Source organism: Pseudomonas sp. 05N433 (assembly GCF_056396925.1).
Map to the genome: position 1 here is coordinate 1 of NZ_JBFTML010000091.1, position 11,611 is coordinate 11,611.

Annotated in this window: 9 protein-coding genes; 6 read left to right on the forward strand and 3 right to left on the reverse strand. The window is 59.4% G+C overall.

Going from position 1 to position 11,611, the window contains the following annotated elements; all coding sequences use genetic code 11:
• Nucleotides 1–441: 441 nt before the first annotated feature.
• The 4 genes from AC1DIS_RS28960 to AC1DIS_RS28975 all read left to right on the forward strand — a co-directional run bounded on the left by AC1DIS_RS28960 (nt 442) and on the right by AC1DIS_RS28975 (nt 4,375).
• Complete coding sequence (locus AC1DIS_RS28960) at nt 442–1,791, forward strand: MFS transporter (protein WP_477781259.1); 1,350 nt, start codon at nt 442–444, stop codon at nt 1,789–1,791.
• A 98-nt stretch (nt 1,792–1,889) separates the two neighbouring features.
• On the forward strand, nt 1,890–2,582 hold the full coding sequence (locus tag AC1DIS_RS28965; RefSeq protein ID WP_477743975.1) for a fumarylacetoacetate hydrolase family protein: 693 nt from the start codon (nt 1,890–1,892) through the stop codon (nt 2,580–2,582).
• A gap of 43 nt (nt 2,583–2,625) precedes the next feature.
• Entirely contained in the window at nt 2,626–3,384 is a 759-nt protein-coding gene (locus AC1DIS_RS28970) for an SDR family oxidoreductase (protein ID WP_230172133.1), read from the forward strand.
• 34 nt (nt 3,385–3,418) lie between these two features.
• Nucleotides 3,419–4,375 carry a 2-hydroxyacid dehydrogenase gene (locus tag AC1DIS_RS28975; RefSeq protein WP_477743973.1) on the forward strand — a complete coding sequence of 319 codons (957 nt, stop codon included), beginning with the start codon at nt 3,419–3,421 and terminating at the stop codon, nt 4,373–4,375.
• A gap of 98 nt (nt 4,376–4,473) precedes the next feature.
• Here AC1DIS_RS28975 and AC1DIS_RS28980 read toward each other — a convergent pair whose 3' ends face one another.
• Together AC1DIS_RS28980 and AC1DIS_RS28985 are read right to left on the reverse strand one after the other, a co-directional pair.
• Nucleotides 4,474–7,623, reverse strand: a complete 3,150-nt coding sequence (locus AC1DIS_RS28980; protein ID WP_477781260.1) for an efflux RND transporter permease subunit — start codon at nt 7,621–7,623, stop codon at nt 4,474–4,476.
• Nucleotides 7,620–8,729 (reverse strand): efflux RND transporter periplasmic adaptor subunit, encoded by a 1,110-nt coding sequence (locus AC1DIS_RS28985; RefSeq protein ID WP_477743971.1) that lies wholly within the window; start codon nt 8,727–8,729, stop codon nt 7,620–7,622. Before AC1DIS_RS28985 ends, AC1DIS_RS28980 begins: the two co-directional genes overlap by 4 nt.
• A 219-nt stretch (nt 8,730–8,948) precedes the next feature.
• Between AC1DIS_RS28985 and AC1DIS_RS28990 the strand changes: the two genes are divergently transcribed.
• Both AC1DIS_RS28990 and AC1DIS_RS28995 read left to right on the forward strand, forming a co-directional pair.
• Nucleotides 8,949–10,409 (forward strand): efflux transporter outer membrane subunit, encoded by a 1,461-nt coding sequence (locus AC1DIS_RS28990; protein WP_477743970.1) that lies wholly within the window; start codon nt 8,949–8,951, stop codon nt 10,407–10,409.
• Between the two features lie 138 nt (nt 10,410–10,547).
• Complete coding sequence (locus tag AC1DIS_RS28995; protein ID WP_138867303.1) at nt 10,548–11,333, forward strand: SDR family NAD(P)-dependent oxidoreductase; 786 nt, start codon at nt 10,548–10,550, stop codon at nt 11,331–11,333.
• A 111-nt stretch (nt 11,334–11,444) separates the two neighbouring features.
• On the opposite strand, the gene AC1DIS_RS29000 is transcribed toward AC1DIS_RS28995, so the two are convergent.
• Nucleotides 11,445–11,611, reverse strand: a 167-nt coding sequence (locus tag AC1DIS_RS29000; RefSeq protein ID WP_477781261.1) for an outer membrane protein transport protein, incomplete at its 5' end; no start/stop codon positions are given.

Consider the following 11,611-nt stretch of genomic DNA (forward strand, 5'->3'; position numbering starts at 1 on the left):
GTGTGTGATGTGTCGCCTGTCCAAAAAACTACGAGCGCAAAAAAATATTTAATCTTTTAAAAACATATATTTACGAAGTAAATAACGCATAACGAAGGAAATGAGTCGATTTGATTTCTCTTGGACACCTGCATGAATCACCTTTTACAGGAGAAAAAACGATCTAACGCCTCCGTTGATTTTGAGAGGTTGTACGACCACTGTAATAACCAATGCAGCCCGACCCTTCCAAAAACAATCAAAAGGTGCGCTCGTGATGAACCTGCTTTTTTCCCTCGCCAACCCTCCCCCGACCGAGCCAGTCCGAAGGCGTATCYGAGCGCCTGACAGTAGCTGTCCGCGCCCTCATTCAAGTAGCGATTGCCCTGCCCCGGCACTGGGGGCATCGGCTTCGGCTGCGCGCGAACATCTCGATTCTCCTAACAATAAGAAGGTCTACCCATGTCGAATTCGCAAACCTCCCCGTCCACCGCGCCGTCGGTGAGCGCCGGCGCCCGGGACGCCCTGTTGCCTCAGCGACTACCGACGCGTCGGCGCTGGTTCATGCTGTCATTGCTGCTGATTGCGACCATCATCAACTACATCGACCGCGTAAATATCTCGATTGCCGCACCGTTCATGGCCAAGGACCTGGGCCTGGACAAGATCGAAATGGGCCTGATTTTTTCCGCGTTTGCCTGGACCTACGCACTCGCTCTGGTCCCCGCCGGGTTCATCGCCGATCGCTTCGGTTCCCGGTTCACCTACGGGGTGTCGCTGATCAGTTGGTCGACGGTCACCGTGTGCCAAGGCTTTGCCACTGGGTTCGCTTCGCTGTTCGGGCTGCGCCTGGCTGTCGGCGCCATGGAAGCTCCAGCGTTTCCGGCCAACAGCCGAGCGGTCACGGTGTGGTTCCCGGCCCGCGAACGGGGCCTGGCCAGCAGCATTTACGTGTGCGGCCAGTATCTGGGCACGGCATTGTTTACCGGCATGCTGTTATGGCTGGCCACGACCTATGACTGGCGCCATGTTTTCTACAGCACCGGGATACTCGGCATTGTGTTTGGTGTGATCTGGCTCTACGTGTACCGCGATCCGCTGAGCTGCAAGAACGTCAGCCAGGAAGAACTGAAGTACATCGAAGCCGGCGGTGGACTGGTCAAGAGCAGTCAGGAGCGCACCCGGTTCAACTGGCGGCAGATCGCCGAGCTGTTCAGCTATCGGCAGATCTGGGCGATTTGCATCGGCAAGTTCGCCAGCACCTCGGCGTTGTACTTCTTCCTGACCTGGTTCCCGACGTACCTGATCGAAGAACGCAAGCTGACCATGATCAAGGCCGGGGTCTTCGCCGTGCTGCCGTTCGTAGGTGCAACGGTCGGCATTCTGCTGGCCGGCATCGTCTCCGACTTGCTGATCCGTCGTGGTTACTCAATGTCCTTCGCTCGCAAGTTGCCATTGGTGGTCGGCTCGATGCTGGGGATGTCGATTGTGCTGGTGAATTTCACCGACTCGAACGTGATCTGCATTGCCGTTCTGACCATTGCCTTCTTCGCCCAGGGAATCGCCTCCTCGTCGTGGGCGGCGGTGTCGGAAGTCGCGCCGAAGGAGTTGATCGGATTGACCGGCGGGGTCACCAGCCTGRCCGCCAACATCGGCGGGATCGTCACCCCGATTGTGATTGGCGGAATCGTCCACGCAACAGGCTCGTTTGCCTACGCCTTCTGGTTCATTGGCGGCGTGGCACTGATGGGGACCTTGTCCTATTCGTTGCTGCTCGGTCGCTTGTATCGCATCGAACTCAAGGCGCGCTGAGCCAAGAAACCGTTTTTCTCCAACACGAGGCGGCTTTCGTCCAACTTTGCAAAAGATTGCCGCCGTACGCTGACGCTTCAAACAGGACGACTACAAAAATGACGATGACCGAGTACGTGTTTACCCCGGACCTGCCCGTGACCTTGCCAGTCGTGGGCAGCCAGCAACGCTTTCCCGTTGGCCGAGTATTTTGCGTCGGCCGCAACTACCCTTGGCCAGACACCCAAGGCCAGTCCCGCCAGCCGCCGGTGTTCTTCATGAAACCGGCGAGCAACGTGGTGGATGCGACGGGCGAAGTGACTTTCCCGCCATTGACCGAAGAGTTTGTCCACGAAATCGAATTGGTCGTGGCCATCGGCGAAGGCGGCGCCAATATTCCGGAGAGTCAGGCGCTGGCCTATGTCTGGGGCTATGCCGTCGGCCTTGACCTGACCCGCCGTGATGTCCAGCGTGCGGCCAAAAGCAATGGCTTGCCGTGGGAAGGTGCCAAGGTGTTTGACGGCGCCGCGCCGATGACCGCCATCGTGCCGGTGACTCGCGCCGGACACCCGGACGGCGAATTGTGGCTGAACGTCAACGGCGAAGAGCGCCAACGCGACAGCCTCGACAGCCAGATCTGGTCGGTCAGTGAAATCATCAGCCGCATCTCGCAATCGGTAGCGCTCCGGGCCGGTGACTTGATCATGACCGGCAGCCCGGCGGGCGTCGATGCGCTGCAACCGGGCGACATCATCAATGCCGGGATCGACGGCATCGGCCAACTGGAAATGCGCGTCGGTCAGCGACCTTGAACCCGACGTACGCTCTCGTGAATCGAAAAAAGGAGATAACAACATGTCCAGTCCTTTGAAAGTGGCCCTGGTCACCGGCGCCGGCAGCGGAATCGGCCGCGCCGTGGCGCTGGCTCTGATGGCAGACGGATTCACTCTGGTGTTGGCCGGTCGCCGAGCGGAGCCTTTGCAGGCCTTGGTCGAATTGGCGCTCAGCGAAGGACACGAAGCGTTGGCGGTGCCCACTGATGTGCGCGACCCGGCCAGCGTCGATGCGCTGTTTGCCACCATCACCGAGGTATACGGACGCCTCGACGTGGTGTTCAACAACGCCGGGGTCAACGCCCCTGCTGTGCCGCTCGATGAGCTGACGTTCGAGCAGTGGCGAAACGTGATCGACACCAACCTCAACGGCGTTTTCCTCTGCGCCCGTGGAGCCTTCGCACTGATGCGCCGGCAACAGCCACAGGGCGGACGCATCATCAATAACGGCTCGATCTCGGCGCATACCCCACGCCCCTTCAGCAGCGCCTACACCGCCAGCAAACATGCGGTGCTGGGGCTGACCAAATCCCTGGCCCTGGACGGGCGCGAATTCAACATCGCCTGCAGCCAGATCGACATTGGCAACGCCCTGACCGAAATGTCGGTGCGCATGACCAAAGGCGTGCGCCAGGCCAACGGCACCATCGCCGTGGAGCCGATGGTGGACGTCAAACATGTGGCCGATGCCGTGCGTTACATCGCCGGCCTGCCGCTGGAAGCGAACGTCCTGAACATGACCGTCATGGCCAGTGCCATGCCGTTTGCCGGTCGCGGTTAAACCGGCCTTCTTAATTCCGCTACACGAGGTTTACATGAAGTCAGAAGTCTTGCAGCTCAGCCCGATCCTGATCCCTGAAATCAACGCGCGGCTCGATGAGCTGTTTACCGTCAGACGTTACTTCCAGCAGGCCGACAAGCAGGCTTATTTGCAGGAACACGGTGCGAACATTCGCGGGGTGATCACCGGCGGGCATACCGGGATCAGCCAGGCGCTGATGGTGCAACTACCGAAACTGGAAGTGGTGGCGGTCAACGGCGTGGGTACCGATGCGGTGGATCTGGCTTACGCCCGGGATCGCGGAATCCGCGTAACAGCAACCATCGGAGCGCTGACCGAAGACGTCGCCGACCTGGCCATCGGATTGTTGATTGCCGTGTGCCGGGGTCTGTGCACCAGTGATCGTTATGTGCGTTCGGGCCAATGGCCCCATAGCCCGACGCCGTTGGCTCCGTTGCCGTTGGCACGTCAGGTGTCGGGCATGCGCATCGGCATCGTCGGCATGGGCCGGGTCGGCCGTGCCGTGGCGACCCGGGCCGCGGCGTTCGGCTGCCCGATCAGTTACACCGATCTGCAGCCGATGAGCGACGTGAACCACACGTTCATCGCCGATCTGAAGCAGCTGGCCAGCAACAGTGATGCACTGATTCTCGCGGCCGCCGCCGACAAGGCTGAAGCCATCATCAATGCCGAGGTGCTGCAGGCACTGGGCAAGGACGGGTATCTGATCAACGTGGCGCGCGGCAAGCTGGTCAACGAGGTCGATCTGGTGACGGCACTGGCCGCTGGAGAGATCGCAGGTGCGGCACTGGATGTGTTTGTCGATGAACCGAACGTCCCCGAGACACTGTTTGCCAACGAGAACGTGGTACTGCAGCCCCATCGCGCGAGTGCGACGCTGCAGACTCGCACGCGAATGGGAGAGATGGTGGTGGCGAGCCTGGTGGACAGTTTCGCCGGGAGAATACCGCAGGGGTCTGTGACTGACTGAACGTTGGCCGCCGAGGAGACGTTGCGTCCCCTCGGCGGTTCGGTGTCAGGTAAACAGCCACGTCGACGCCCACTAAAGCAGCACGCTATGGCCTACGGCTAAAGCTCTGTGGTTTGGTGAACGTCGAGAGGACGAGGTGGCGTCCTATCCACCAGGCTTGCTTGCTTATTGGCTGGTTCAGTTTTCCCCGCATGGTCAGGACGGATCTTGAACCAGATGGAGTACATCGCTGGCAGGAACACCAGCGTCATGATGGTTCCGACAAACGTGCCTCCGATCAGCGTGTAGGCCAGCGTCCCCCAGAAGACGGAGTGTGTCAGGGGAATGAATGCCAGGATTGCCGCCAGCGCTGTCAGCAGTACCGGGCGGGCACGTTGGACCGTGGCTTCGACCACCGCGTGAAACGGATCCAGCCCTTCTTGGGCGTTGTGATGGATTTGCCCAATCAGAATCAGCGTATTGCGCATCAAAATGCCTGAAAGGGCGATTAGACCTACCAGAGCGTTGATACCAAACGGCTGCTGGAAGATAAGCAGTGTCGGCACCACACCAATCAACCCCAGTGGCGAGGTGAGGAACACCATGACCATCGCCGAGATCGAACGTACCTGCAGAATAATGATCAGCAGCGTCATGGCAATCATGATCGGGAACAGCGGCAACATCGCTTTACCGGCTTTGCCCGACTCCTCGATTGCACCCGCCTGCTCGATCCGGTACCCGTCAGGCAGCTGGTCGATGACCGGCTGCAGCTCTTTCATGATCACGCTCGAGACGTCCGGTGGCTGCAAGCCTTCGGCAATGTCGCCGCGCACGGTAATGGTCGGCGTGCGGTCACGACGTCGGAGGATCGGATCCTCCATACGAACATCGACCTCTCCCACCTGAGACAGCGGAATCCGCTGACCCGCCGAGCCTACCAGCGTAAATCCTTCTATCCTGGCGGGATCGAGCCGGATATCACCCGCTGCGCGACCGACCACCTGCACCGAACGAATGTCCTCACGAACCGCAGTGATCGGTACTCCGGCCAACAGGAATTGCAGTTGCTGCGCGACTGAGTTTGACGTCAACCCCACTGCCTCCAAGCGATCCTGATCCAGAGCGAAATGCAGCGTCGGCGTCAGTGGCCCCCAGTCAGTGTTGAYGGTTCTCATCATCGGGCTCGACTGCATCACGTCCAGTACCTGGCCCGCGATCTCGCGCAATTTTGACGGATCAGGCCCCATCACCCGATAGGCAACAGGGAACGGCGAATATGGACCAAACACAAGCTGAGTCACCCTGACACGCGCTTCTGGGGCAAGTCCCTCAGCAGCGGCTTCGCGGAGACGGAACTTGAGGGCCTCGCGCTCCTCCTGGCTGTCCGTCAGCACCACAATCTTCGCGAACGATGGATCAGGGAGTTCCGGCGCCATCGCCAGATAGAAACGCGGCGCGCCTTGCCCGATATAAGCGGTGACGATTTTTGCCTCACCCTGCTTTTGCAGCCAGGCCTCTATCTTGGCAGTGGTGGCGCTGGTCTGCTCAATGGAGGTTCCATAAGGCATTTGCACTTCAATCAATACCTCTGGACGGTCCGAGGTAGGGAAGAACTGTTTCTTGACCAGGCTCATGCCGAGAATCGCCACGCCAAACATTGCGATAACAGTACCGGCTACCAGCCATTTGCGAGCGATGACACGCGTCAACACCTGGCGGAAGCGGTTGTAATTTCGGGTGTTGTAGATGGCCGCATGACCACCCTCCACCTTCTTGATGTTCGGCAACATCTTCACACCCAGGTACGGGGTAAAAGCTACCGCAACCACCCAAGAGGCAATCAGGGCAATGCCCACGATCCAGAACATGTTGCTGGTGTACTCGCCGGCTGTCGACTGCGCGAAACCGTTGGGCATAAAGCCGATAGCCGTCACCAGCGTACCGGAAAGCATCGGCGCGGCTGTATGACTCCAGGCGTATGCGGAAGCTTTGATGCGGTCGTAGCCCTCTTCCATTTTCACCACCATCATTTCGATAGCAATGATGGCGTCGTCCACCAACAGTCCGAGCGCCAGAATCAACGAGCCAAGGGTGATACGGTCAAAGTTCTTTCCAGTGGCCGCCATCACCACAAACACCACCGCCAACGTCAACGGCACAGCCGCAGCGACCACAACGCCTACACGCCAGCCCATGCTGAGAAAGCAGACGAGCATCACCACAAGCAGCGCGACGAAAAACTTGACCATGAACTCGCCGACGGCCGAACTGATATTTACAGATTGATCGGTGACCTTGGAGAGCGTCATGCCCAACGGCATGCCTTCATTGATCTTGACCGTCTCCGCGTCCAGCGCCTTGCCCAGGTCAAGACCGTTCCAACCCTCACGCATCACGATCCCCAGCAACAAGGCCTCTTCACCGTTATTACGCACGAGAAAGGTTGCCGGATCTTCATAACCACGTTCGATCGTCGCCACGTCCGAGAGCTTCAGCGTCCGCCCCTGAACCGCAATGGGTGTGTCACGAATCTTCTGCACCTTATCGAAGGCGCCATCCAGCCGAAGAAAAACCTGCGGCCCGTCGCTTTCGATCGAGCCGGCAGGCGTGAGCACGTTCTGATTATTCAGCGCGGCAAAGATGTCCTGAGGCGATACGCCCAAGGTGGCCAGCCGATCATGGGAAAAGGAAACAAAGATGCGCTCGGGTTGCTCCCCAATGATGTTGACCTTCTTCACGCCCGGCACATGCAACAGTTGTTGGCGCAACGACTCTGCATCACGCACCAACAGTCGCTGCGGTTCGCCTTTGGCTTTCAGGGCGAACAGTGCAAATGTCACGTCCGAAAACTCGTCGTTGACCATTGGCCCAATGACACCCGCCGGCAGCTTCCTGGCCTCATCGTCGAGCTTTTTACGCGCCTGATAGAACTCCTCCTGCACTTGCGCGGGCGGCGTGCTATCGCGCAGTGACACCATGGTGAAGGCGAGGCCAGGACGGGTGTAGGTTTCCGTGCGGTCGTACCATTTCAGTTCTTGCAGGCGCTTTTCAAGTGGCTCTGCTACCTGATCCTGCATCTCCTGCGCCGTGGCGCCCGGCCACGCGGTAATGACCGTCAACTGCTTGACCGTAAACGGAGGATCTTCCGCACGCCCCAGCTGGAAGAACGACAGGATGCCCGCAACGGCGATCAGGAAGATCAGAAACACCGTGATGGAGCGCTCGCGAACGGCGATCGCAGAGAGATTGAAGCGCCCCTCGCTCATGGATGACTCCCTGCGACCTTGACGCCATCCGGTTGAGCCAGCCTCACCTCCTCACCATCGCGCAGCAGATGCGCGCCTAACGCTACAATCTGCTCGCCGACCTTGAGATCGCCTGCGACTCGCGCTGCGTCGTCGCTCAAGCCCAAGATTTGAACAGGTCGCCAGGCCACCTTCGCAGGTGTACCGGCAATGACCCACACGCCAGTGCCTTGGCCTGGGTCATAAACGGCAGCGATCGGTACTTGCAGCCCCTGCCCTTGCGTGGTGCTTTCAGCGATCCGAAGCGTGACGGTCGAACCTAGCGGTGCATTGGCCAGCGCGCCCTCAAGCACATACCGCGCCTCGAAGGTGCGTGTCATTCGATCGGCCGAGTCAGAAAGCAGCCTCAGCTTCGCTGTAACAGCACCCGTGGTATTGCCATAAAGCGTCGCCTGCGCGGTGGATCCTGCTGCGGGGCGTAGCGTCTCGGGCAGATGCACGATGGCTTCACGTTGCCCCGCCCGCGCCAGTCGAACCACGGGCTGTCCCGGGCTGACGACTTGTCCGGGCTCGGCGAGCGTCTCCACCACTACGCCGTCGGAATCCGCAAACAGCACCGCATAACCAGAAGCATTGCGGGCTACATCAGCCTGCGCTTCAGCGGCGCTGAGCTGCGCCTTTGCGGTATCCGCTGCGGCTTTGATCTGGTCGTAAGCCGATGCGGAAATAGCGCCTGCGGCGACCAGGTCGCGATATCGCGCTTCGTCATCTGCAGTCTGCTTGGCTCGGGCCCGAGCGGCGATGACTGACTCTTGCTGTGCTCGCGCCTGCAACCCCAGGTCGATTGGGTCGAGACGCATGAGTGGCTGACCGCGCTTAACGGTCTGACCGGTGTCAACCAGACGCTCAAGCACCTTGCCTGATACCCGAAAACCCAGATCGCCCTGGACGCGGGCAGCCACGACGCCCGTGAAAGAACGTGAGACGTCGGACGAACCCTGAACCGCAGAGGACCTCACCAGAGGGGCATGCGTACGTGGATCTTCAACGGTGGATGAGTCGCCACACGCCGTCAGGACGAGAGGCAACAAGCAAGCGGCAATGGGGACAGGTCGAAGCCGGCGCATAGGTTCCCTTACTGAAAAAATAGGACAGGCGCCTCATTCTCAGTCTAGTGACCATATCTGTCAATGGTCACGAATCATGAAGTACCGAACCCCATGATCTCAGCACTAGTATTGCCGAATACTGCTGGCCAACCTCGAGCTCAGCCCAAAGAGCGTCGATTGACAGATAGTGACCATAACGTAATATAGTCACAAACATCCTCAATTGAAGGTACCTCAATGCCTCCCCTCCGCCCCATTGCTCTCTTGGTGAGTGCCAGCTTGATGACAGGTTGCGCGGTCGGTCCGGACTATCACCGTCCGGACGCCCCACTGTCGGACCATTACTTGGGGCAGTCTTCTGTCGAACAGAGGCCTGGGGCGACGCCGGCCAGTCTTGTCGCCTGGTGGGAAGGCTTTGGTGATCCGCTGTTAGCCGACTTCGTCTCCAAGGCACTTGAGCAGAACCTGGATCTGGCGCAGGCGTCGGCGCGAGTCACGCAGGCGCGGGCCGGACTGGGCGCCGCAAATGCCGCTTTACTGCCCTCGGGGAACATCAGCGGACAGGCCGCGCGCTCCTACCAGTCAATCGAGACGCCGCTCGGCCAGGTGTTGAACTCAACGCCTGGCTATGATCGGTACGGAAGTTCCTACGAGGCCAACCTCGATGCCAGCTGGGAGGTAGATGTCTTTGGCGGATTGCGCCGCGGACGCGAGGCTGCTCTGGCCGAGTACCAGGCTTCCCAGGCGGGCGTCGCTGCCACACGATTGGCCGTCGCCGCGCAGACCGCCGATATCTACATCACTATCCGCGGACTGCAGACCCGGTTGGACATTGCGAACCGACAAGTCAAAACACAGCAGGAGCTACTAGAGAAAGTCCAATTGCTCTACAGCAAGGGGCTCGCCGCCAACTATCAGGTTCGCCAGGCCGAGGGGGCGCTATCGCAGGTCCAGGCGACAGTGCCGGTCCTGCAGACCGGTCTGGATGCTGCCATGAATGCGCTGGATGTCATGCTCGGCACGCCGCCAGGCACTCACCGCACACAACTGGCAAGCGCGGGGAGCATTCCTGTAGCGCCGCAGTTAAAGACGATGGGAACGCCGGCCGATTTGCTGCGCCGCAGGCCAGACCTCATTGTGGCTGAGCGCCGTCTTGCGGCTTCAAACGCACGCATCGGGGAGGCGATTGCTGAGTACTACCCGAAATTCTCCCTCAGCGCATTGCTGGGTAGTGCCACGGCTGTATCCGCAGGCAATCTTTTCACCAGCGGCGCCAGCCAGTCGGCGGGCGTATTGGGACTGCGCTGGAGACTCTTCGACTTCGGTCGCATAAACGCCCAAATCGACCAAGCCAAGGGACAGGAAGCCGAAACCCTGGCCGCTTACCGTCAGTCCGTGCTGCGCGCCACCGAGGATGTCGAGAACGCGTTCTCCTCCCTGGTGAATCGGGAAGCTCAAGCAACCACCCTCACCGGGGGAGAGGCGTCTCTGACACAGGCTCGCCAATCGTCGTTCATTGCCTATGAGAAAGGCACGGCCAGCCTGATCGACGTCCTGCACGCCGACGAGACGATGCTGCAGGCTTCCGATGCCCGGGCACAAGCACGAACGGAATCAGCACGGGCGGCGGTCGCGGCATTCAAGGCGCTCGGTGGTGGCTGGCAGCCTCCTGAAGCCCAGCCTGTTGCGACACGATGATTTAACCAGGTGATGTAGCACTTGATGCACGCACCTCCCCCCTCTTTCAGCTACTACCCAATCCGAGAGTGGGTTCGCTCACCGACTGACGCGGTCAGCAGCCAATTGCTCAATAGAAACCAACCGGAGTAAAGCGAAATGAAGTCGAACGAAAATTCCTGGGTGCTCATCACCGGCGCATCAAGCGGATTTGGCGAGGAGTTTGCCCGGCAATATGCAGCGCAGGGAAAATCGCTCGTTCTGGTAGCAAGAAGGCTGAGTAAGCTCGAAGCGCTATCGGCGCAGTTGCGCGAACGCTTCGGCGTTGATGTGATCGTCGAACAAGTAGACCTGTCCTCGATCCCGGCGATCATCGGACTGCATGAGCGACTCAGCGAACGCAATATAGTGATCGATGTGCTCATCAACAATGCGGGTCATGGATTGCAGGGGCCTTTCCTGGATCAACCTCTGGATGAGTCCCTGACCATGATTGATTTGGATATCGCCAGCCTGACAGCCCTGACACGCCTTTTCGCGGCCGACATGCGAGCCCGCAAACGTGGGCACATCCTGATGGTCGCCAGCTTGCTGTCCTTCCAGGGCGTGAAGAATTTCGCCGTTTACTCTGCCGCGAAAGCCTATGTTCTTCGCTTCTCTGATGCGCTTCATCGCGAACTGAAGAATGACGGCGTCGTCGTTACCGCACTTTGCCCAGGAATGTCGGATACCGGATTTGCAGAAAGCGCCAAGCAAAAGATCACGCCGGTCTTGAAAAGGGTGATGATGCAGCCCCAACCCGTCGTACGCGCAGGAATCCGTGCGCTGCAAGCCGGACGCATGAGCGTGGTGCCGGGTTTTGGCAACAAGGCCATTACTGTCTTGACTTGGGCCACACCTCGTCGGTTTCATCAGGGCCTTATGGCGCAGGTGATGGGAGTCTGAGGGGACGACAAAGAGGCCTTTTACCTCAGGGGAAAGGCCCGAGATGTGTTCCTAAAGGTCGGGAGGCAACGCGTGCTCCCGACAGGACATTCATCGTGTAACAGCACTCAATTAGAAGCGGTAACTCACAGACGTACCGAGCCCGTTCGCACTGTTCTTAAATTTGGCACTGTATGCACCTCTGTTCGCAGAGGCGTCGTTGATCTGCACGCTCTCCTCCCATAAGTAGGAATAAGCAACATCGATCGTGACATTGTCCGCCGGAGTCCAGCCAGCAC

Coding starts and splice junctions, on each gene's coding strand:
- AC1DIS_RS28990 (WP_477743970.1), top strand. CDS start 8,949: ATGCCTCCCCTCCGCCCCATTGCTCTCTTGGTGAGTGCCAGCTTGATG.
- AC1DIS_RS28965 (WP_477743975.1), top strand. CDS start 1,890: ATGACGATGACCGAGTACGTGTTTACCCCGGACCTGCCCGTGACCTTG.
- AC1DIS_RS28995 (WP_138867303.1), top strand. CDS start 10,548: ATGAAGTCGAACGAAAATTCCTGGGTGCTCATCACCGGCGCATCAAGC.
- AC1DIS_RS28975 (WP_477743973.1), top strand. CDS start 3,419: ATGAAGTCAGAAGTCTTGCAGCTCAGCCCGATCCTGATCCCTGAAATC.
- AC1DIS_RS28970 (WP_230172133.1), top strand. CDS start 2,626: ATGTCCAGTCCTTTGAAAGTGGCCCTGGTCACCGGCGCCGGCAGCGGA.
- AC1DIS_RS28985 (WP_477743971.1), bottom strand. CDS start 8,729: ATGCGCCGGCTTCGACCTGTCCCCATTGCCGCTTGCTTGTTGCCTCTC.